The 22,075-nt window shown below is 61.8% G+C and carries 18 protein-coding genes, 1 rRNA gene and 1 riboswitch (1 of these 20 running past the window's edge); of the genes, 8 read left to right on the top strand and 11 right to left on the bottom strand.

What is annotated here, in order from left to right; all coding sequences use genetic code 11:
* Nucleotides 1–1,388 (bottom strand): 16S ribosomal RNA (locus LVY71_RS21635); it reaches 103 nt to the left of the window's first position.
* A gap of 895 nt (nucleotides 1,389–2,283) precedes the next feature.
* Here LVY71_RS21635 and LVY71_RS21630 point away from each other — a divergent pair.
* A complete protein-coding gene (locus LVY71_RS21630; RefSeq protein ID WP_235101990.1) occupies nucleotides 2,284–4,314 on the top strand; it encodes a LysM peptidoglycan-binding domain-containing M23 family metallopeptidase in 2,031 nt (676 codons plus the stop codon).
* A 69-nt stretch (nucleotides 4,315–4,383) separates the two neighbouring features.
* Here the strand turns inward: LVY71_RS21630 and clpB are convergent, their stop codons facing one another.
* The gene (gene clpB / locus LVY71_RS21625) at nucleotides 4,384–7,017 is read right to left on the bottom strand and encodes an ATP-dependent chaperone ClpB (RefSeq protein ID WP_235101989.1); all 2,634 of its coding nucleotides are present in this window, start codon (nucleotides 7,015–7,017) and stop codon (nucleotides 4,384–4,386) included.
* A 217-nt stretch (nucleotides 7,018–7,234) separates the two neighbouring features.
* Between clpB and LVY71_RS21620 the strand changes: the two genes are divergently transcribed.
* Nucleotides 7,235–7,999, top strand: a complete 765-nt coding sequence (locus tag LVY71_RS21620) for an MOSC domain-containing protein (RefSeq protein WP_235101988.1) — start codon at nucleotides 7,235–7,237, stop codon at nucleotides 7,997–7,999.
* Nucleotides 8,000–8,005: 6 nt separating this feature from the next.
* Here LVY71_RS21620 and LVY71_RS21615 read toward each other — a convergent pair whose 3' ends face one another.
* The 3 genes from LVY71_RS21615 to metX all read right to left on the bottom strand — a co-directional run bounded on the left by LVY71_RS21615 (nucleotide 8,006) and on the right by metX (nucleotide 10,666).
* Entirely contained in the window at nucleotides 8,006–8,614 is a 609-nt protein-coding gene (locus LVY71_RS21615) for a TIGR02594 family protein (RefSeq protein ID WP_235101987.1), read from the bottom strand.
* Nucleotides 8,615–8,802: 188 nt separating this feature from the next.
* Nucleotides 8,803–9,462, bottom strand: coding sequence for a methionine biosynthesis protein MetW (metW, locus tag LVY71_RS21610; protein WP_235101986.1), 660 nt, complete (start codon nucleotides 9,460–9,462; stop codon nucleotides 8,803–8,805).
* Nucleotide 9,463: 1 nt separating this feature from the next.
* Nucleotides 9,464–10,666, bottom strand: coding sequence for a homoserine O-acetyltransferase MetX (gene metX / locus LVY71_RS21605; RefSeq protein WP_235101985.1), 1,203 nt, complete (start codon nucleotides 10,664–10,666; stop codon nucleotides 9,464–9,466).
* An 89-nt stretch (nucleotides 10,667–10,755) separates the two neighbouring features.
* A riboswitch (SAM riboswitch) is annotated at nucleotides 10,756–10,835 on the bottom strand.
* A 207-nt stretch (nucleotides 10,836–11,042) separates the two neighbouring features.
* Between metX and LVY71_RS21600 the strand changes: the two genes are divergently transcribed.
* The 3 genes from LVY71_RS21600 to LVY71_RS21590 are packed head-to-tail and all read left to right on the top strand — an operon-like array spanning nucleotide 11,043 to nucleotide 13,941.
* The gene (locus LVY71_RS21600; RefSeq protein WP_235101984.1) at nucleotides 11,043–11,876 is read left to right on the top strand and encodes a chorismate mutase; all 834 of its coding nucleotides are present in this window, start codon (nucleotides 11,043–11,045) and stop codon (nucleotides 11,874–11,876) included.
* 26 nt (nucleotides 11,877–11,902) lie between these two features.
* A complete protein-coding gene (gene hisC / locus LVY71_RS21595) occupies nucleotides 11,903–12,997 on the top strand; it encodes a histidinol-phosphate transaminase (protein WP_235101983.1) in 1,095 nt (364 codons plus the stop codon).
* The gene (locus tag LVY71_RS21590) at nucleotides 12,994–13,941 is read left to right on the top strand and encodes a prephenate/arogenate dehydrogenase family protein (RefSeq protein ID WP_235101982.1); all 948 of its coding nucleotides are present in this window, start codon (nucleotides 12,994–12,996) and stop codon (nucleotides 13,939–13,941) included. Before hisC ends, LVY71_RS21590 begins: the two co-directional genes overlap by 4 nt.
* 118 nt (nucleotides 13,942–14,059) lie before the next feature.
* On the opposite strand, the gene LVY71_RS21585 is transcribed toward LVY71_RS21590, so the two are convergent.
* Complete coding sequence (locus LVY71_RS21585; RefSeq protein WP_235101981.1) at nucleotides 14,060–15,187, bottom strand: DUF2125 domain-containing protein; 1,128 nt, start codon at nucleotides 15,185–15,187, stop codon at nucleotides 14,060–14,062.
* A 179-nt stretch (nucleotides 15,188–15,366) separates the two neighbouring features.
* Between LVY71_RS21585 and LVY71_RS21580 the strand changes: the two genes are divergently transcribed.
* Entirely contained in the window at nucleotides 15,367–15,969 is a 603-nt protein-coding gene (locus tag LVY71_RS21580; protein WP_235101980.1) for a gamma-glutamylcyclotransferase, read from the top strand.
* Here the strand turns inward: LVY71_RS21580 and LVY71_RS21575 are convergent.
* From LVY71_RS21575 to ftsE, 4 genes are all read right to left on the bottom strand, one after another.
* Complete coding sequence (locus tag LVY71_RS21575) at nucleotides 15,960–16,730, bottom strand: lysophospholipid acyltransferase family protein (RefSeq protein WP_235101979.1); 771 nt, start codon at nucleotides 16,728–16,730, stop codon at nucleotides 15,960–15,962. The genes LVY71_RS21580 and LVY71_RS21575 overlap by 10 nt on opposite strands.
* 178 nt (nucleotides 16,731–16,908) lie before the next feature.
* Nucleotides 16,909–17,544 carry a YdcF family protein gene (locus tag LVY71_RS21570; RefSeq protein WP_235101978.1) on the bottom strand — a complete coding sequence of 212 codons (636 nt, stop codon included), beginning with the start codon at nucleotides 17,542–17,544 and terminating at the stop codon, nucleotides 16,909–16,911.
* A gap of 208 nt (nucleotides 17,545–17,752) precedes the next feature.
* Entirely contained in the window at nucleotides 17,753–18,715 is a 963-nt protein-coding gene (locus LVY71_RS21565; RefSeq protein ID WP_235101977.1) for a cell division protein FtsX, read from the bottom strand.
* Nucleotides 18,708–19,367 carry a cell division ATP-binding protein FtsE gene (gene ftsE, locus LVY71_RS21560; RefSeq protein WP_235101976.1) on the bottom strand — a complete coding sequence of 220 codons (660 nt, stop codon included), beginning with the start codon at nucleotides 19,365–19,367 and terminating at the stop codon, nucleotides 18,708–18,710. Before ftsE ends, LVY71_RS21565 begins: the two co-directional genes overlap by 8 nt.
* A 166-nt stretch (nucleotides 19,368–19,533) precedes the next feature.
* Between ftsE and LVY71_RS21555 the strand changes: the two genes are divergently transcribed.
* Together LVY71_RS21555 and LVY71_RS21550 are read left to right on the top strand one after the other, a co-directional pair.
* Nucleotides 19,534–20,460, top strand: a complete 927-nt coding sequence (locus LVY71_RS21555) for a zinc-ribbon domain-containing protein (RefSeq protein WP_235101975.1) — start codon at nucleotides 19,534–19,536, stop codon at nucleotides 20,458–20,460.
* On the top strand, nucleotides 20,461–20,838 hold the full coding sequence (locus tag LVY71_RS21550; RefSeq protein WP_235101974.1) for a response regulator: 378 nt from the start codon (nucleotides 20,461–20,463) through the stop codon (nucleotides 20,836–20,838).
* Nucleotides 20,839–20,841: 3 nt separating this feature from the next.
* Here the strand turns inward: LVY71_RS21550 and LVY71_RS21545 are convergent, their stop codons facing one another.
* Nucleotides 20,842–22,044 carry a multidrug effflux MFS transporter gene (locus tag LVY71_RS21545; protein WP_235101973.1) on the bottom strand — a complete coding sequence of 401 codons (1,203 nt, stop codon included), beginning with the start codon at nucleotides 22,042–22,044 and terminating at the stop codon, nucleotides 20,842–20,844.
* Between the last annotated feature and the right edge of the window lie 31 nt (nucleotides 22,045–22,075).

Here is a 22,075-nt window from a genome sequence, read left to right as displayed (position 1 = left end):
CACCGTCTTCAGGTAAAACCAACTCCCATGGTGTGACGGGCGGTGTGTACAAGGCCCGGGAACGTATTCACCGTGGCATGCTGATCCACGATTACTAGCGATTCCAACTTCATGGGCTCGAGTTGCAGAGCCCAATCCGAACTGAGACGGCTTTTTGAGATTTGCGAAGAGTTGCCTCTTAGCGTCCCATTGTCACCGCCATTGTAGCACGTGTGTAGCCCAGCCCGTAAGGGCCATGAGGACTTGACGTCATCCCCACCTTCCTCGCGGCTTATCACCGGCAGTCTCCTTAGAGTGCTCAACTAAATGGTAGCAACTAAGGACGGGGGTTGCGCTCGTTGCGGGACTTAACCCAACATCTCACGACACGAGCTGACGACAGCCATGCAGCACCTGTCACCGGTCCAGCCGAACTGAAGGAATCCATCTCTGGAAACCGCGACCGGGATGTCAAGGGCTGGTAAGGTTCTGCGCGTTGCGTCGAATTAAACCACATGCTCCACCGCTTGTGCGGGCCCCCGTCAATTCCTTTGAGTTTTAATCTTGCGACCGTACTCCCCAGGCGGAATGCTTAAAGCGTTAGCTGCGCCACTGAGAAGTAAACTTCCCAACGGCTGGCATTCATCGTTTACGGCGTGGACTACCAGGGTATCTAATCCTGTTTGCTCCCCACGCTTTCGTGCCTCAGCGTCAGTATCGGGCCAGTGAGCCGCCTTCGCCACTGGTGTTCTTGCGAATATCTACGAATTTCACCTCTACACTCGCAGTTCCACTCACCTCTCCCGAACTCAAGATCCTCAGTATCAAAGGCAGTTCTGGAGTTGAGCTCCAGGATTTCACCTCTGACTTAAAGACCCGCCTACGCACCCTTTACGCCCAGTGATTCCGAGCAACGCTAGCCCCCTTCGTATTACCGCGGCTGCTGGCACGAAGTTAGCCGGGGCTTATTCTTGCGGTACCGTCATTATCTTCCCGCACAAAAGAGCTTTACAACCCTAGGGCCTTCATCACTCACGCGGCATGGCTGGATCAGGCTTGCGCCCATTGTCCAATATTCCCCACTGCTGCCTCCCGTAGGAGTTTGGGCCGTGTCTCAGTCCCAATGTGGCTGATCATCCTCTCAGACCAGCTACTGATCGTCGCCTTGGTGAGCCGTTACCTCACCAACTAGCTAATCAGACGCGGGCCGATCTTTCGGCGATAAATCTTTCCCCGTAAGGGCTTATCCGGTATTAGCACAAGTTTCCCTGTGTTGTTCCGAACCAAAAGGTACGTTCCCACGCGTTACTCACCCGTCTGCCGCTGACGTATTGCTACGCCCGCTCGACTTGCATGTGTTAAGCCTGCCGCCAGCGTTCGCTCTGAGCCAGGATCAAACTCTCAAGTTGGACTTGAAACTTTAAACCGGCTGATCACAACGTTTGACGAGGTCCCACCATTGTTGGCCGAAGCCAACATGCTGTCTGCGATTCACATCGCTGACAACGATGGTGTAACCTTTGAAACGTGTACCGCCGAAGTCTTTCGTCCGGTCTCAACCCCTTGAAAGCCGAAGCCTTCTTATGATCGAGACCCGCAAGGACTCCGCCGTCCACGTTTCTCTTTCTTCATCTTTACTTGTCAAACAGCCCGAAACCCGAAGGCCTCGCCCGCCCATATCTGAGCGAAAATCTCTGGTGTCTCTAATTAAAGAGAACCCGCACCCTCATCCGACGCCGAATGACAACCGACAACTATCGGCTGTTTGTTCACTCGCCTAGGAGAGGAGCTTAACAGGCGCGGAAGCTTGCCTGGGCTGTGGGCCCCGGCACCGCCGCGCTCAGTGGTCGGGTTATAGGCCCGCCCCTCTCGGCTTGTCAACGGTGTTGTCAAGAAATCGTCGCATCGCACCCAAGAAAATCGAATCGCCGAGAAGTCCTGATTTATCAGGGCTTCGCGCCGTACTTGAGCCACATTCCTGCGACGTTCTGCACATGAAATATGCCACGGCGGAGCGAATACCAGTATAACTTCGCGGCACCGGTTCGAAGATTCGACGATGATCCGGAAGAATATTTGGCTTCAATCGCTCCGCTGGGGGTAGCGGGCCGGACGAATGGCGCACCGCTGTTCGGTAAAGGCCAGAAGACCGGGATGTTTTGGAAGTCCAGCATCGTCTGGACATCTTAGAACGCTCCGGGAAACCAAGAACACTTGAGAAAGCCAAGAGCTCTTGCACGGCCAGGAACACTTGGAACACCGAGAAGACTTTGAAAGTCTGGGAAGACTTGGGGGGACGGCGGTTTGAACCACGGGACGTCACGCGGGGGAAACTACGGGCGTGCCGGGATCATCGATCTCGGTCATGAGCCCCCGCTTTCCGTGGACGGATCGGAAGCTGCGGTCATCGATCGTCGCCGCGTCTCGGTACAGTGGTTCAGCGGAACGATTCTCACAGGTCTGTGCGGCGCGGCCCTGATCGGCGGCGCCGTTTTCGCGTCGCTCGACGGTGAAATGACATTCGCCAAAGTACCCGAGCGGGTCGAAGGCGCACTGCGCGGCGCATTCGGTGCAAACGACAAGGGTGCCGTCGCGCGCAAGAGCGATCGTCTTCCGCCACCCAGCGAGTCGGCCGCCGCACGCCAGGTCATCCGCGTTTCCACAGCCGTGCGCGCCGGCGGCCGCGACGTGATGCGGGTCCGCCCCTTCATCCGCATCGCCGGCAACCTGTCACTGACGACCAGCGATCTTTCCGCCAAGGTCCCCGCCTTCAACGCCCAGCGCATGCTGACAGATGTTGGCTCCCCGACACCGGCCGAGGGCGACGATCCGCAGGCGGGCAACGCCGCCGAGCCGGATGCCGAGGTCTCTTTCGTGACACGCGACCTCGCTTCGGTGCTGCCCCGCGCCAAAATCGCCGCCAACGTCGCGATCGATGAAGTGCTGATGCGGGTGCGCGACGCTTCGAACTGGCGCGGCAACAGCGCGGTGAAATACGCGTCCAGTACGCCGACCGATTTCAAGATGGCCTATGCCGCGGAAGGCACGCCGGATCCCTATGCCGGCTTCGAAACCCGCGTTGTGCCGGAAAACGTCACGCTGCTGCCGAAGACCAAGGATCAGGTCACCGGCGGCAATCCTTCCAGCGAAAAGATTCACATCGTCAAGAAGGGCGACACCGTCCAGACCATCCTGCGCGACCTCGGCGCGACGCCCGGCGAGGCACTCGCCATCGCCAACAATCTCGGCGCGCGCGGCCGCGACGGCGGTCTTAAGGAAGGCCAGAAGCTGCGCATCATGATGGCCGGGACCGGTCCGGGGCAGCTTCGCCAACAGCCGGTCCGCGTCATCGTCGCTAACGACACCACCATCGAAGCCGTCGCCGCATTGTCCGACCTCGGCAAATATGTCGCGGTTGATCCACAAAGCTTCAATACCGTTACGGAAACTGCCAGCAACAGCGACGACGATGACGATGATGACGGCACCGGCGTGCGGCTCTATCAGAGCATCTACGAGACCGCGCTGCGCAACAAGGTTCCGGCCACCGTTATCGAGGACATGATTCGCATCTACTCCTACGATGTCGATTTCCAGCGCAAGGTGCAGGCAGGCGACTCGTTTGAAGTATTCTTCGCCGGCGAGGATGAAACGCCGGTCAACAACGAAAAGACCGAAGTACTGTACGCCGCGCTCACCGTCGGCGGCGAAACCAAGAAATACTACCGCTTCCAGGCTCCGGACGATTCGGTCGTCGACTACTACGACGAGACCGGCAAGAGCGCGAAGAAGTTCCTCGTCCGCAAGCCCGTCAGCAACGCCATCATGCGCTCCGGTTTCGGCGGCCGCCGCCATCCGATCCTCGGCTACACCAAGATGCATACCGGCGTGGACTGGGCCGCGCCCTACGGCACACCGATCTTCGCCTCGGGCAACGGCAGCATCGAGAAGGCCGGATGGGAAGGCGGATACGGCAAATACATCCGCATCAAGCACCCCAACGGGTATGAGACGGCCTACGGCCATATGACAGCCTTCGCCAAGGGCATGGAGCCGGGCAAGCGCGTGCGTCAGGGACAGGTGATCGGCTTTGTCGGTTCGACCGGCCTTTCGACCGGCGCCCACGTCCACTACGAAATTCTGGTCAACGGCCGCTTCGTCGATCCGATGCGCATCAAGCTGCCCCGCGGACGCTCGCTCGACGGCCCGATGCTGGCGAGTTTCGAGACCGAACGCGACCGGCTCGACGGCATGATGAGCAATCGTCCCGGCGGCAATCGTCCGCAGCCTCAGGCCGCCAAGGGCCAGAAGACAGCGCAGGCCGGCGAGCGCTAGGCAGATCAATCGGTGTGAAAGGCATATGGCCGGGCATGCCCGGCCATATTTTTTATGAGAGAGAGCGGCTTAGTTCAGCTTGCTCTTTGGCACCGGCGGCGCCTCGACGTCGATACGGGCAACCTCGCCGTTGAAGGTGAGGCCGGTATCACCCGCGGAGAGCATTACCGTTTCGCCGTCGTGGACGCGCCCGGCGAGGATCATTTCCGCCAGCGGGTCCTGCACCGCGCGCTGGATCGCCCGCTTCAATGGACGCGCGCCGTAAGCCGGATCCCAGCCTTTCGCAGCCAGCCAGTCGCGCGCCTTGTCGTCGAGCGTCAGCGTGATCTTGCGATCCTCCAGCAGCTTCATCAGCCGCTGCATCTGAATGTCGACGATCCGGCCCATCTCGGTCCTCTGCAACCGATGGAACAGAATGATCTCATCAACACGGTTGAGGAATTCCGGACGGAAGCTTGCGCGCACGATGGCCATGACCTGATCGCGCACCGCGCCGGTGTCCTCGCCCTCAGCCTGACCCACGAGATACTCGGAGCCGAGATTGGACGTCATAATGATCAGCGTGTTCCGGAAATCCACCGTGCGGCCCTGACCGTCGGTCAGGCGGCCGTCATCGAGCACCTGCAGCAGCACGTTGAACACATCCGGATGCGCTTTTTCGATCTCGTCGAACAGCACGACCTGATACGGCCGACGACGCACGGCTTCAGTGAGCGCGCCGCCCTCGTCATAGCCGACATAGCCCGGAGGCGCGCCAATCAGCCGGGCGACCGAGTGCTTCTCCATGTACTCCGACATGTCCATGCGGACCATCGCGGTCTCGTCGTCGAACAGATATTCGGCGAGCGCCTTGGTCAGCTCGGTCTTGCCGACGCCGGTGGGGCCGAGGAACATGAACGACCCGATTGGCCGGTTCGGGTCCTGCAATCCGGCGCGCGAACGCCGCACCGCAGTGGACACCGCCGTGACGGCCTCCGCCTGACCGATGACGCGCTTGGCAAGCTGCTGTTCCATCTTGAGCAGCTTATCGCGCTCGCCTTCGAGCATCTTGTCGACCGGAATGCCGGTCCAGCGCGACACCACCTGCGCGACGTGGCTTGCGGTCACCGCTTCCTCAAGCACGACGTTGCCGGCCTTCTCGCTCTCTTCGAGCGTCTTCAGCCGTTTCTCAAGCTCGGGAATGCGGCCATAGGCCAGTTCGCCGGCTTTCTGGTATTCGCCGCGCCGCTGCGCGTCGGCCAGCTCCTGCCGCGCCTGTTCCAGTTCGCTTTTGACTTTCTGGGCATCGGACAGCTTGTCGCGCTCCGACTGCCACTTCGCCGTCAGCGCGTCGCCCTTCTCCTCGAGGTCGGCAAGTTCTTTCTCCAGCCGCTGAAGCCGATCCTTCGATGCCGAGTCGGTTTCCTTCTTCAGCGCTTCCTGTTCGATCTTCAGCCGCACGATCTCGCGATCGATATTGTCGAGTTCTTCCGGCTTGGAGTCGATCTGCATCTTCAGCCGCGCCGCGGCCTCGTCGATCAGGTCGATGGCCTTGTCGGGCAGGAAGCGGTCGGTGATGTAGCGGTTCGACAGCGTCGCCGCAGCCACGATCGCGGAGTCCGTGATGCGGACACCGTGATGCAGCTCGTACTTTTCCTTCAGGCCGCGCAGGATCGACACCGCGTCCTCGACGGTGGGCTCAGAGACGAACACCGGCTGGAAGCGGCGAGCAAGGGCTGCGTCCTTTTCGACATGCTTGCGATACTCATCGAGCGTGGTCGCGCCGATGCAGTGCAGTTCGCCGCGCGCAAGCGCTGGCTTCAGCAGATTCGACGCATCCATCGCGCCGTCAGCCTTGCCGGCCCCCACCAGCGTGTGCATCTCGTCGATGAACAGGATGATCTGACCGTCGGAGCCGGTGACTTCAGTCAATACCGCCTTCAGGCGCTCCTCGAACTCGCCGCGATACTTCGCGCCGGCGATCAGCGCGCCGAGATCGAGCGACAGGACCATCTTGTCCTTGAGGCTCTCGGGCACGTCGCCGTTGACGATGCGCAGCGCGAGGCCCTCGACGATGGCGGTCTTGCCGACGCCGGGTTCGCCGATGAGCACGGGGTTGTTCTTGGTGCGGCGTGACAGCACTTGGATCGTGCGGCGGATTTCCTCGTCGCGGCCGATCACCGGATCGAGCTTGCCATCGCGCGCCGCCTGGGTCAGGTCGCGGGCATATTTCTTCAATGCATCATAAGCATTTTCCGCCGACGCGCTGTCGGCGGTGCGCCCCTTGCGCAGCGCGTTGATCGCTGCGTTGAGATTCTGCGGCGTGACACCGCCCTTGGCAAGCAACTGCCCCGCTTCGCTGTCCTTGTCGAGCGCCAGCGCCAGCAGCAGCCGCTCCACGGTGACGAAACTGTCGCCCGCCTTGTCGGCCGCCTGTTCGGCGGCATCGAAGGCGCGCGCGGTCGCGGGCGCAAGATAGACCTGCCCTGCTCCGCCGCCAGAGACCTTCGGCATCTTGCCCAGCGCATCCTCGGTGGCTTTCAGGATCGCGCGCGAATTGCCGCCGGAACGGTCGATCAGACCGCCCGCCAGACCCTCGCTGTCGTCGAGCAGCACTTTGAGGATATGCAGCGGCGTGAATTGCTGATGGCCTTCACGTACGGCCAGCGTCTGTGCCGACTGGATGAATCCCTTCACGCGGTCGGTGTATTTCTCAATATTCATTCGGTTTCCCTCAGCCTGCCGTTCCGCCCCGAAAGCACGGAAACTGGCATCTTCAATGGGTTTCCGCCGCCGACGTTGACATTCCTCAACCCGGAGCGGTGACCGGCGTTGCACCAGCCTGCGCCTGATGTGGGAACTCCGGAATGCTTACGGAAGAGGCAGCGTTTGAACAATTTAAACGTCTGGTGATCCCACCGCGAGACCCTTACAAAAACCCATGACCATTGCAGCCATCACAGAACTCTACCGCTATCCCATCAAGGGGCTCTCGCCCGAAGTCCTGACCCAGGCAGCCCTCCAGCCCGGCAAGACCGTGTTGGGCGACCGGAGCTACGCCATCGAAAACGGTCCGATCGGGTTCGACCCGGCCGCGCCGAAGTTTTTCCCGAAGATCAATTTTCTGATGCTGATGAAGAACGAGCGGCTCGCCGCGCTCCGCACGCGTTTCGACGACGCGAGCCAGGTTCTCAGCATCGACGACGGCGGCAAGACCGTCGCGGCCGGCAATCTCGCCACCGAGGAAGGCCGCGCGGCTATCGAGGCGTACTTCGCGGAAAATTTCGCGGACGAGTTGCGCGGACCACCAAAAGTCCTGTCATCGCCGGGATACAGCTTTTCCGACCTCGCGGCGCCGGTGATCTCGATCATCAACCTCGCCAGCGTGGCGTCCCTCGAAGGCATCATCGGGCGCCCGGTCAATCCGTTGCGCTTTCGCGGCAACCTGTACGTCACGGGTTGGGAGGCATGGTCCGAGCGCGGATTTCCCGGCAAGGAGCTCAAGATCGGTCACGCACGGCTGAAGGTCGTGGATGAGATCGTGCGGTGCGCGGCGACCAATGTCGATCCAGTCACGGCCGAACGGGACATGGAAATTCCGAGGACGCTGATGCGTCACTTCGGTCACGATTTCTGCGGCGTCTATGCAGAAGTGGTCACCGGAGGCAGCATCGCCCCCGGTGATCGCATCGAGATTATCGGCTAGGCGAGATCAGCTCGCCGGCATGACGTAGGCGTAAATCCGCCCGCGCGAATAGGCCGCCTCGGCAACGCGACGGCCGTGATTACCCGAGATGACGATCGGATTGCCCTTGGCGTCGATGCCGCTGACGATACCGACGTGACCGCCGCGACGGCCGCGTGACATCACCGCAATGGCCCCGACCTGCGGGCCGGAAATACGCTGACCGTAATTCGCGAATGAACGCGCCATGTCCGAGCCGGTGCCTTTGTGGCCCGAGCGTTCGAGAACCATGTTCATGAAACGCGCGCACCACAGGCTGCCGCGGCCGGTCGGATTGCCGCCGATATAACGCCGCGCCTCGGCGACAAGGTTCGATCCGCCGAAACCGCCAAAGCCCTGTGACGTTGATGCTTCAGCCGATGCGGCCGCAGCGAATCGCCCACGCCGCGCGTGGAGGCGATGCCGATGTCCATAGTGCTTGCTGGCGTGATGCTTGGTGTGATGTGCGTGCGCGTGGCGGCTTGCACCGTGATGAGGCCTCGCCGAAGCCGGTGTCGCGACTGCGACAATTGCCAGCGAGCACAATGCAACAGCAGTGAGCCCGACAGGCCGACGAAACGCATTAGTTACAATCATCCATGGTCCTCATTACACCCCCAATTCCCACCGATCCCGAACGGAGCGATATTCATGAGGCGTACAACAAGGCTGGATATGGCGAAAAAACGACCCCGGCCGTCACAACTGCCATGCATCGCATGCGGCAGACATGAACATACGATGGCGAAAATAGTGCAAGAAGCGCCCTATTCTGGCCGCTAATCTTAATCGCGCCGCGTGAGCAGGAAAACCCCCTGCTCGCCGAACATGTTCCAAAACCACCACGGTGCGTTGAGACGCAACGGACGGCCATAAAGATCGAGCGCGACCGCGCGTTCCATCTTGACGTTGATTTCGTCGCAGAGCTGCACGAAATCCTTGATGGTGCAGAAGTGAATGTTCGGGGTGTCGTACCACGTGGCCGGCAAATTGTCGGTGCGCGGCATCTGGCCCTTCACCAGAAGCTGCAACCGCATTTTCCAGTGGCCGAAATTCGGGAACGAGACAATGGCGCGCCGCCCGATCCGCAGCAGATTCTCCAGTACCACGCGCGGCTGGCGCGTCGCCTGCAACGTTTGCGACAGGATCACGTAATCGAATGCATCATCGGGATAGTTGACGAGATCGGTGTCGGCGTCGCCCTGCACCACCGCAAGACCTTTGGCGACGCAGCGGTTGACACCCTCACGCGACAGTTCGATGCCGCGGCCATCGACGCCGCGCGTTTCCAGAAGCTGCAGCAGATCGCCCTCGCCGCAGCCGACATCGAGCACCTTCGAGCCGGGCTCTACCATCTGCGCGACTAGCAGGTGGTCTCCGCGGTAGCCGTTCTCAGTCACGGGAAGAACCGCAGTCGGACGAAACGCCTGATCCTGAATAGCCATTTTAGCGGCTCGCCGAGGTCAGGCCGTGCGCGGACGCGGCCGATTCCAGGAAGGCGCGGGAAATCTCGATGAACTCGGGGACATCGAGCAGAAATGCATCGTGGCCCCTGTCGGTCTCGATCTCCGCGAACGACACGCGTGCGCTGGAGGCATTCAGCGCATGCACAACGGCACGCGACTCCGAGGTCGGGAACAGCCAGTCGCTGGTGAACGACACCACGCAAAAGCGCGTGCGCGTGCCGCGATAGGCTTCCGCCAGCACACCGTTGTGATCGGCGGCGACGTCGAAGTAATCCATCGCACGGGTGAGATAGAGATAGCTGTTGGCGTCGAAGCGTTCCACGAACGACGAACCCTGATGGCGCAGATAGCTTTCCACCTCGAAGTCGGCATCGAACGAGAACGTCGGCAATTCACGATCCTGCAAGCGCCGCCCGAACTTGCGATGGAGCGCGGCGTCGGACAGATAGGTGATATGCGCGGCCATGCGCGCGACACCGAGACCGCGGCGCGGATGCGTGCCTTCCTCGAAGTAGCGCCCGCCGCGCCAATCCGGATCGGCCATCACCGCCTGACGTCCGAGTTCATGGAATGCGATGTTCTGCGCGGAGTGCCGCGTGCTGCATGCCACCGCCAGTGTGGAGAACACGCGCTCGGGATAGGCCGCCGCCCATTGCAGCGCCTGCATGCCCCCCATCGACCCGCCGACAACGGCGAACAGTTTCTCGATGCCGAGATGATCGATCAGCATCGCCTGCGCGCGCACCATGTCCGGAATCGTGATGACGGGGAAATCCAGCCCCCACAGTTTTCCGGTCGCAGGATTTGTCGAGGCCGGACCGGTGCTGCCCATGCAGCCGCCGATCACATTCGCGCAGATAACGAAATACCGGTCGGTATCGATCGGCTTGCCGGGGCCGACCAGCGTTTCCCACCATCCACGCTTGCCGGTGACCGGATGCACGTTTGCGACATGCTGATCCCCGGTCAGCGCATGGCAGATCAGGATGGCGTTGGAGCGATCATCGTTGAGCTGACCGTAGGCCTGATAGGCGATCTGGAATGGCGCAAGATCGACGCCGCAATCCAGCCGCAGCGGCTTGTCGGCGCCGAACGGCGCCACCAGCGAGGACGGGTGGTCGGCCTCATGCGCGCGCTCGCCACCGGATACTGCGCCACTCTTCAACGGTTTGACGTTAACCATCGTGTTACTGGCCTCCTCAGAAGGTCTCCCGGACCAACATCGGAAATCAGGCCACAAAAAACCCGGCCTGAAACGAGGTTCGGCCGGGATCACTTATGTCCCCGGCCTGTTTAGCGAGTTGTTTAACGTGGCTGCAAGCCGGCCGGCTCAAATGACCACGGAATGACTTAAGCTATTAATCCCAGAGGGCCTTTTCGTCAAGACGCATCCCGGACCGCGCGCCGTCCCGGCTGTCGCCCCGAGCCCAACCCCTCAATGTTTTCTTTGCTTTCAGCCACCGTGTTACCTAATCAAGCCCTGCCAGCCGGGCAGCATCCACCATTCCTGCGCGGCGTGGCGGGATCCGCCGAGCTGTCCGCCCTGAAGGTTTTTAGAGATGACCAAGTCGCCACCATCGTTGCAGGATCTTCGCCGCGAAATCGATTCCATCGATGAGCAGGTGCATGGCCTGTTGATGCAGCGCGGCGATATTATCGACCGCCTGATCTCGGTGAAGAAGACGCAGGAAGTCGGCTCCGCATTCCGGCCCGCGCGCGAGGCCGACATGATGCGCCGGCTGGTGCAGCGCCATCGCGGCATTCTGCCGCTCGATACGGTCGAGAGCATCTGGCGCGTCATCATCGCGACGTTCACCTATGTCCAGGCGCCGTTCTCGGTCCACGCCGATCTGTCGTCCGGCGAATCCGCGATGCGGGATTCCGCGCGGTTTCATTTCGGCTTCACCGTTCCGTTCATCGCGCATTTCAATGCCGAGGCTGCTGTCGAAGCGGTGGCAAAATCCAAGGGCGACCTCGCACTGATAGCCGCAGCCGGCAGCCGCTCGCCGTGGTGGCTCGCGCTGGAGTCGGCCAATGCGCCGAAGATCATCGCGCGGCTGCCGTTCGTCGAGCGCGCCGATCATCCGGCGGCGCTGCCGGTGTTCGTCGTGTCCCGGGTGGCAGAAGACGCCATGGTCACCGAAGTCGAGATGTGGAGTATCCGCGTCTCCGGCTGGAACGCTGGCGTCGCGCGTGCATTGTCGCCGTTCTCGGAAATCATCGCCGTGCCCGACACGACCTCGGACGGCGCGGCGCTGCTGATCTCGGTTCCCGGATCGGAAGGACGCGACAAAATCACCGCCTCGCTGGTCGCGGCGGGGGCTTCCGTGCGCTCATCGGCTCTCGTCGGGAGCCATGCAACGCGTTATACGGTGCCGCAATCCAAGGCTTGAGCCTTTTTCTTTCTGGAGTTCAGTCGATGTCACGTCCCGTGCCGAAGCCAGGCATTCTCGATATTGCGCCCTATACGCCGGGCAAGAGCGGCGCGGGATTGAGCGGACGCGTGTTCAAGCTCTCGGCGAACGAGACCCCGCTCGGACCGTCGCCGAAGGCCATCGAAGCCTACAAGGCCGCCGCCGGTCATCTGGAGGATTATCCAGAAGGCACCTCGCGCGCGCTGCGCGAAACCATCGGGCGCACCTTCGGGCTCGATCCCGACCGCATCATCTGCGGCGCGGGCTCGGACGAACTGCTGAACTACCTTGCAAACACCTATCTAGGTCCCGGCGACGAGGCGATCCACACCACGCACGGTTTTCTCGTTTATCCGATCGCGACCCTGTCGAACGGCGCCACCAATGTGATCGCGCCGGAGAAAAACTATACCGCCGACGTGGACGCGATCCTCGGTGCAGTGACGCCGCGCACCAAGATGGTGTGGCTCGCGAATCCGAACAATCCGACCGGCACCTATGTGCCGTTCGACGAGGTCAAGCGGCTGCGCGCCGGCCTGCCGCCGCACGTGCTGCTGGTGATCGACGCAGCCTATTCGGAATACGTTACGCGCAACGACTACGAAGCCGGTTTCGAGATGGTCGCCACCACCGACAACACGGTGATGACGCGCACATTCTCAAAGATCCACGGGCTCGCGTCGCTACGCGTCGGCTGGATGTACGGTCCGGAGAACATCATCGATGCCGTCAACCGCATTCGCGGGCCGTTCAACGTGTCGACGCCGGCGTCGGACGCGGCCATCGCGTCTCTGGAAGACAGCACGCATCAGGACAAGTCCCGCGCCCATAATGAGACGTGGCGCACATGGCTCACCGAGGAAGTCGGCAAGCTCGGCCTTGAGGTGACGCCGAGTGCGGCGAACTTTATCCTGATCCATTTCCCGCTGGAAAGGGGCAAGACCGCGGATGAGGCCGATGCGTTCCTCACCAAGCGCGGCCTGATCCTGCGCGCGCTGAAAAACTACAAACTGCCCCATGCATTGCGCATGACCGTCGGCACCGAGGAGGCCAATCGCCTGGTAGTCGCCGCGCTCGCCGACTTCATGGGGCGGAAGTGAGTACCGAAGCGCTGTTCAAGCGGCTTGCTCTGATCGGCTTCGGTCTGATCGGCGGCTCGATTGCGCGTGCGGCACGAGCGCAGGGGCTTGCGGGCGAGATCGTAGCCACCGCGCGCTCGCCGGCGACCCGCGCACGTGTACAGGAACTCGGGATCGTCGATCGCGTGGTGGACACAAACATCGAGGCAGTGAAAGACGCCGACCTCGTTATCTTGTGCATCCCGGTCGGCGCCTGCGGGCCGGTCGCGGAGGAAATTGCGCCGCATCTCAAGCCGGGCGCGATTGTTTCCGATGTCGGCTCGGTCAAGGGCCTGGTGCTGCGCGAGATGGCGCAGTATTTGCCGAAGACCGTCCATTTCATTCCGGCACATCCGGTTGCGGGCACCGAACATTCCGGTCCCGATTCAGGCTTCGCCGAACTGTTCATCAACCGCTGGTGCATTCTCACGCCGCCGCCAGAGGCAGACCCCGCCGCCGTCGAAAAACTCGCGACATTCTGGCGAGCACTCGGCGCCAATGTGGAAACCATGGGCGCGGATCATCATGATCTGGTTCTCGCGGTGACGAGCCACCTGCCGCATCTGATCGCCTACACCATCGTCGGCACCGCCGACGAGCTGGAAGACGTGACACAAGCGGAAGTGCTGAAGTTCTCGGCCGGCGGCTTCCGTGATTTCACCCGTATCGCAGCCTCCGATCCCACCATGTGGCGCGACGTATTTCTCGCCAACAAAGACGCGGTGCTAGAGATGCTCGGCGCGTTTCAGGAAGACCTGTCGAAGCTCACCCGCGCGATCCGGCGCGGCGACGGCGAGGCACTGTTCGACCACTTCACGCGTACCCGCGCGATCCGGCGGGGCATCGTCAATCTCGGTCAGGAAACCGCCGATCCCGACTTCGGCCGCAAGCACGCGAACCTGCCGAAGCCTGACGGGAAGTCATAGCAGGCTAGAAACTCAGAATGTCATGCGCGGGCTTGAGCCGCGTATCAAAAAACTTTCTTGAAAAGACGGATTGCCGGGTCGAGCCCGGCAATGACGATCAAAAAATCTGGCACTCGACTCAAAACAGCGGCGGCGTCTGCGCGAACCTGAGCGGGCCGATAGAGACCACGCCCTCGGTAAACTTCAGGGGAAACGCACGCGCCGGCTTGCCTTCGAGCGTGGAGGCCTGACCGAGCAGATTGATGCCTGCGACCACGCCGGCATTGGCATTCTTGCGCGCGACATTGCCGAGACCCGGAATCATGCGGTCGAGTGCGCCGATCACCTTGTTGACGTCCTGTGCGCTGACGCCCGGTGCGATGCGATCGACCGTCGACTGCGGCACGCCATCCATCAGCAGCTTGTCGATGCCAAGCTGCGACACAATTCGCTCAAGCCCCGCGACCGTCATCGTCAGTTCGCCGTCGAGATAACCGCCCGGCGTGAGACCGAGCGAACCCGCCGCGACCGCGATGGTGTCGCCCTGCTGAACGCGGGATTGCGTGAAGTCGAGGCGCCCGCCCGCTGCCTGGATTTCGCGGAAGCGTTCCGGCCAGGGTTTCGGGGCGAAATCCTTCAGCCCGCGCAACAGCGCGCGGATGTCGGCATCGAACGGCTCGACCAGAACAGGGTGCAGCCCTTGCAGGCTTCCGGTGCTGATCTGCAATGCCGTCTCCACCACGGGATTGTTCGACAGCGAGCCTTCTAGCAACCGCGTATGCAGTTCAAGATGCTTTGCGCGCAACAGCGGCGTCTGTACCGCACCGCTGATGCGATCCAGCGCCGGATCATCAAACACCACCGAGACGCGCTGCGGTGTCGGCAGGCCGGAGGCGCTGGCGCGGGACGTGGTCCAATTGGCGACGAAAGACGGGGTTTCGCCGCGGCTCGCAACCGTCGCAGGGCCAGTGAATTCGGCGATGATCTTCGTCGGATCGTAAACCTGGGCGACCACCAGAATATCCTTGAGCCGCGCGGTGAGCTGCACCTGCTCGGCGGTTTGCGAGGTCAGCGTCACCACCGGATTCTGGCAGTTCACCTCCATGCGGAACGGAAAGCCCGCGACGGAACGGCTGGTACACTCATAGGCGCGGCCTGATTTCGCTTCACGGGTGCGCCACTCGTCGAATTTTTCATCCACATGGGACGCGGCGTAGAACCAGAATCCGCTCCACGCCGCGGCAGCGACAAGGACGAGCCCGGGCATCACGAAAACCGGCCAGAGGCGGCGGCGGGGAACGATGGAAGATGTCTGCATGGCGGGAGCTAGATCACCTGAATCGGGCAATTGAAAGATGCCATGTTGGTGCAAATCGCGTTGATGTCCATAAGGTTGCACACGCGATAACAGGCTGGTAGGCGTGGTCTCCCGCACAGGCGCACATCATGGCCGCGAAAATCCTTGCCGAATCGGACTTCCCCGAAGGCGATCTATGGGTCTTCGGTTACGGATCGCTGATCTGGAAACCGGGTTTCACCTTTATCGAGCAGAAGCCTGCGCGGCTGATCGGCGAACATCGTTCGCTCTGCATCTACTCGATGGTTCATCGCGGCACATATGAAAAGCCGGGACTGGTGCTGGGGCTGGATCGCGGCGGCGCCTGTCAGGGCGTCGCGTTCCGGGTGGCGGCCGTCCGGCGGCAGGAAACGGTGGCCTACCTGCGCGAGCGCGAACAGGTCACCGGCGTTTATCGCGAGGTGATGCGTTCGGTCTGGCTGAAGGGCGATGCGCGGGTCAGCGCGCTGGCCTATGTCGCCGACCGCAGCCACGACCAGTATGCTGGTCGCCTGACGATCGAGGAACAGTTGCGGCTCGTGCGTCAGGGCCACGGCGCTTACGGGCCGAATGATGAATATGTCATCGCCACGGTGACCGCGCTGGAAGCCCAGGGCATTCGCGATGCCCCCCTGCACCGGCTCGCGGCACTGTTACACGGCGAAGCCGCATTGCATCGGCACGCCGATCCAGACACCGAAAGTCAGGCTTGAGCGACGACCGGCGCGGAAAATCCGATCAGCCTCACCTGCTCCTCGCGTCCGGCTTTCACCAGACGATTGGTCGCATCCTCGATGGCCGTCTGCATGCGCGTGTTGAACTCGTGACGCTTGAGACCCGGCGGGATCGGATCGAGAAATTCGATCACCAGCGTGCCGGGGTAACGAAGGAAGGTCCGACGCGGCCAGAACAATCCGGAATTGAGCGCGACGGGAATGCACGGCACACCGGCTTCGCCATAGATCAGGCTGACACCGCTCTTGTAGTCGGGCGGCGCGCCGACCGCCCTGCGCGTGCCTTCCGGGAAAATCAGCAGCTGGCGGCCGCGTTTGATCTCCGCGCTCGCACGTTTGGTGAGATTGATCAGTGATCTGCCGCCGGCCTTGCGATCAACGCCGATCATGCCCGCCTTCAGCAGATACCAGCCGAAGAAAGGAAGCCAGGTCAGTTCGCGCTTGAGGATGTAAAGCGGCTCGTCAAAGAACTGCAGCAACGCGAAGGTTTCCCACGCGGACTGATGCTTCGAGGCGGCGATCAGTGGCCCCTTCGGAATTTTTTCCAGCCCACGATATTCGACCCGGGTGTTGCAGATAATCCGCATCCACCAGATGCTGGTCTTGCCCCAGTTCGTCGCGATCCACACGATGCCCCAGCGCGGCATAACATAGGTCGGAAGTCCGAGCAGCACCCAGAACACGAGGTTCAGATAGAAAACGATATTGTAGAGCAGCGAACGCAGAAATACCGAAACCATCGATCGACCCGCCAGTGTCCCGAATCCAACGTTCGCCTCATTTTGCAGCCCCTCCAAAGCGAACGTCGGATTCGAAAGGACATTAGCCAATTATAGCTGTTGGTGGCTCTTTGATTCTGACATTCACAAAGAGCGCCGCTGATGTGGGATGCGAATGTCAAAATCGGACCACTAGTTATTAGTTGACGGATGCGGTCGCCGGCTTTGAAGGCGGTGGCGGCGGCAAACCGGTTTCCGATAGACCGCCCTGCCCCACGCCGCCGAAAGCGACCCGCGTCTGCGCAAAAAGATACTTGGCGTATTCCGATAACAGGAGCCGAAGCGCCGCGCCACTCGTCCACCATGGCTCCTCGCGCCATTTGTCCCCCACCACGGCGAACGGAACCAGTTCGATCTCCGGCATCGCATGGGATAATTCAACAATCGCGCGCGGCATATGATAGTTTGACGTCACCACGATCAGGGAGCGAAAACCGCGCTCGACGACCCAGCGGCGTGTTTCGGTGGCGTTGCTGCGGGTGTTGACGGCGGAGCGGTCCAGATCGACGCAGCAGGCGAGCAGCCTCTGACTGTCCGGCAGCGAGCGCTGGATGTCGGTGTAGCCGTTGGTGGGATGCACGCCGGAAATCAGCAGCCGGTGGCCATAGCCCGCCGAGAGCAGGTCCAGCGCATCCGAGACCCGCGAGGATCCGCCGGTCAGAACCACGATGCCGTCGGCATTGCGCGCCGGCTTGGCTTCGGTCGGCGGCACTTTCGAGAGAAAATCGACGAAGCCCAGGCCGGCAAAGAGAACGATGGCAAAACCCACAAGCATGGCGATGCGCCGGCGCAGGCGCCAATGCGTCGGTGGTCCATCGCGATGTCGTAATGTCTCGGGCAATCTCAACTCGCTTAGGCGCGACCTACAAGTCTCGCGGCTCTGTTCACTCTATCTCAAAATCCGGCACGGCTATGGCCTCAAAACTCCGTCAACACCATGTTCTGACACGTTTTCTTCACGAGACCAGGTCGCCACAGGCGCTTTAATCGATCTCTTCAAGGGTCGCAAACAACGTCCGCCGCGAGGCCCATGCCGTCACGGCAGCAATCATGAGAGTCTGCGCTCCCAAGACAAGATAGCCGGACGCAGGCAACGCGAATGTTCCCAGCAAGGCGGCGAACTGATCGCCCACCGGCGTGCCTGAGAACCAGCTTGCGATGGATTCGGAAAAGCCAAATGTCAGCATCGCGGCCAGCCCGCCGATCAGTCCGCCTTCGAGGCCGAGCCGCAGAAAATGGCGGAGAAAGCGGTTGGCAATATAGCGATCCTGCGCGCCGACGAAATGCAACACCTCGACGATCGGCCGGTTGGCCGCCATCGCGCCTCGCGTGGCAAAGGACACCGAAATGATGGTCGCCGCGATCACGAGAATAAGAATGCCGGTACCGGCGAGCACGATCGCCCCCGTCATCGACCGCATGCGCTCGATCCAGGCACGATGATCGTCGATGGTGGCCGCAGGCGCGGCCTGGGTCACGGCGCGGCGCAGCGCCACCAGATCGGGCAAAGAACCCGGCGCGACACGCACCACGACGACGCGCGGCACCGGCAGATCGTTCAGCGACAGGCCGGTGCCGAGCCAGGGCTCCAGCAACTTGGCCGACTCGTCCTTGGTGAAGGGCCGCACCTCCAGAATGCCCGGCTGCGCCCGCACGGTATCTACCACGGCGCGCACGTCGCGCTCGATGTCGCGCCCCGGCGAGGGCCGCAACTGGATGGTCAGTTCGCTGGAAACATCGGATTGCCATTCAACCGCGGACGAACGCACCAGCAGCACCGCGCCCGTCGTCATCGACGCCAGAAACGTCATGATGGCCACGACCGCGATCAGCGCGCGGCCTGCAATCGATCCGCGCGGAACGATCGGCGACAGGTTGCGCGCGTTCGCCGCGACTTCCGACGTGCTGTCGCCGAGATCCATCATGAGTTTGCGGTCTTCAATCATAGATATGCAGCCGCGATTCATGCAGCACCATGCGCCGCGCTTCGTACTGGTCCATCAGCGCGATATCGTGGGTTGCTATAATCACTGCGGTACCGGACTTGTTCAATTGAATGAAAAGGCTGAGCAGCCGCCGAGCCAGCGACGGATCGACGTTGCCGGTCGGCTCGTCGGCCAGCAGCAGTTGCGGCCGCGCGATGACCGCGCGCGCAATCGCGGCGCGCTGCTTTTCACCACCCGACAGGATCGGCGGCAACGCGTCCATCCGCTTGCCCAGACCGACCCAGTTGAGAAGATCGATGACCTCCTTGCGATAGCTGGATTCGCTTCGGCCCATGACGCGGAACGGCAGCGCGACATTTTCATACGTCGTCATGTGATCGAGCAGCCGGAAGTCCTGCAGCACGATGCCGATCCGCGAGCGAAGATCGGCGCGCGCGTCCTTGTCGAGCAGCGAAACGTCCTGCCCGAACAGATTGACCAGTCCCCGCGTCGGGCGCAGCGACAGGAACAGCATCCTCAGAAGTGAGGTCTTGCCGGCGCCGGACGGCCCGGTGAGAAACTGGAACGAACGGGCGGGAATCTGGAAGGTCAGGTCGCGCAAAATTTCCGGGCCGAGCCCGTACCGCAAACCGACATTTTCGAACCGGACCAAGCTCAGCTCCGTTCGACAGGACCGATGAAGACGCCGCCCCGAATACCGCGGCCGGCGGACAACATTTGGAAAGATAGCCGCAAAACGCTTGTGCGGCCGTTATGGTTTCCGATTCGTTAACGGACGCCGGATAGCTTCCAGACGCGTTCACCCTGGCGATTCGTCCATGCACATTGTCTGCCCTCATTGTACGACATCCTATGCAGTTGATCGGACCAATTTTCCCGAGACCGGACGCCGGGTCCGTTGCGCCCGATGTCAGGAAGTCTGGCTGGCGATGCCGGAGGAACTGGTGTCGGCAGCTGCCTCCCGGCAGGAAATGGAACAATCCGGTCAGGACAATGGCTTCGGACGCACAAGCGAGCCGACGAGCGATTGGCAGGATGATCTTGCCCCGCACGTGGAAAGCCCGTCCATTTCCGCCGACTGGCCGGAATCCGAGATTTCCCAGCCCGTGGCCCAGGCCGATCCATACTGGTCTTCACTGGCTCGGCAGGATGGCGCGGAAGAAAGCCCTCCCGCCAAGGCGTCCCGGCTGAAAGGCCTGAACCAGTCCCTTGGCAAATATCTCCCCGGGTTTCCCCGCAAGTCCTTTGGCAGATCCGCAACTCCTTTGCTGAAGCCCGCCAACTGGGCCAGGGCCCTTCCCGGCGCGTTGACGCTGCCTACAGCCTGCGTCGCGCTCGGCGCCATCGTCTTCGCCCTGATCGCCTGGCGCGCGGATGTCGTGCGCGCCATGCCGCAGACCGCCGATTTCTTCAAAATGGCTGGTATGGGCGTGAACCTGCGCGGCCTCGTCTTCGAGGATCTCAGGATCAGCACGGAAACCGTGAACAACAAGCCGGTGCTGCTGATCGAAGGCGCGCTCGTCGACGTTGCGCGCAAGGCGGTGGAGATACCCCGGCTGCGATTCATCGTGCGCGACGCCAAGGGCAAGGACATCTACGCCTGGAATGCCGTGCTGGAGCAGCCGGTGCTCAATCCCGGCGAAAAAGCCTGGTTCAAGACGCGGCTCGCCTCGCCGCCGCCGGAAGGCCGCGAAATTGCCGTCAGATTCTTCCACAAACTGGACCTTTCGTCCGGAGGAACCTGAATGCCGCGCGTTTTGATCGCAGACGACGAAGAGTCGATGCGCCTCCTGGTGGCGCGCGCCATCGCTATGGACGGTCACGACATCGTCACCGCAGAAGACGGCGCAGAGGCGCTGGAGATTCTGACGCGGGAGGAAGGTGCGTTTGATCTTCTTCTTACCGATATCAAAATGCCGGTGATGGACGGTATCGCGCTGGCGCTGGCGGTGGCCCGCGACTTCCCGCGGCTGACGGTTCTCATGATGACCGGCTTTGCCGATCAGCGCGAGCGGGCGTCGGGATTGGACGCAATCGTCTACGATGTCGTCACCAAGCCGTTTGCCGTGGCAGACATCCGCACTGCGGTTGCCGATGCGCTGGCGTCGCGAAAGATGGATTGAGAATTACTCCGCGAATTGTGTCATTGGCTTGCGCGACCCGAGCGTCAGCCGCGTCAGGATGAAAGCCGCGACCGCGCAGGCGGCAATGGTCGCCACCATCGGCAGCGACGTGCCGTTGAAGAACGAACTGGCGACCGCGATCATCACTGCTCCTGTCACCATTTGCAGCGTTCCGCCCAGCGCCGACGCCATGCCGGCGATGGGACCATGGTCTTCCAGCGAGAGCACCATGGTCGACGGAATGACGAGACCGAGCCATGCAAAGGCGACGAACAGCATCACAATCAGCACCGCGAGGTTGTCGACCCCCGCGGCCACGACGGCGAACAGCGCCACCGAAAGGACCGCGTAACAGGTCACCGCCACCGAGACAACCCGCGCGATTCCGAAACGCGCAGCGAGAAAACCGCTGAACTGCGAGGCGCCGATAAAGCCCACGGCATTGACGGAGAACGCCAGGCTGTACTGCGTCGGCGTCAGACCGAAATGCTCGATATAGACGAACGACGAACTGGCAAGGAATGCAAAGAAGCTCGCCATGCCGAAGCCCCCGATGAACGTCAAGCCCAGAAAACGCCAGTCGCGAAAAAGTTCGCCGAAGCCGTCGAGCACGCTGCGGACGCTGACTTCGACACGTTCTTCTGGTGGCCGCGTTTCCGGCAGCATAAACGCAACCAGCAGCAGCGAGACGACCGAGGCAAGGGTGACCGCTACGAACACGGCGCGCCAGCCGAACGGCACGATCAATGCGCTGCCCGTCAGCGGGGCAAGAATCGGCGAGACGCTGAACACCAGCATCACCAGCGCCATCAGCCGCGTCGCATCGACGCCGGTGTGCAGATCGCGGATCACGGCGCGCGGAATCACCGCCACGGCGGCAGCGCCCAGACCCTGCACGAAGCGGAAAAAGATCAGCCACGCGATGCTCGGCGCCAGCCCACAGCCGATGCTTCCGAGCGCAAAGATCACGATCCCGAAGTAAAGCGGCGGCTTGCGGCCGACCATGTCCGACACCGGTCCGTAAGCGATCTGGCAGACGCCGAAAGCCACGAAGAACACCATCAATGTCATCTGCGTCGCGGCGGTAGACGCATGAAGATCCGCCGCGATTGTCGGCAGCGCGGGCAGATACATATCGATGGCGAAAGGACCGATCGCGGAGAGAAGGCCCAGCACGATCGCGTTCTTGGCAAAGCTTGATGACATGGCGAAACGTATCCTGAACATTCTTGGCGAT

Origin of the sequence: Bradyrhizobium sp. G127, from assembly GCF_021502575.1 — a bacterium.
Lineage (GTDB): Bacteria > Pseudomonadota > Alphaproteobacteria > Rhizobiales > Xanthobacteraceae > Afipia.
Note: the sequence above shows the minus strand (reverse complement) of the source record. Positions and strands in the feature narration are given on the sequence as shown.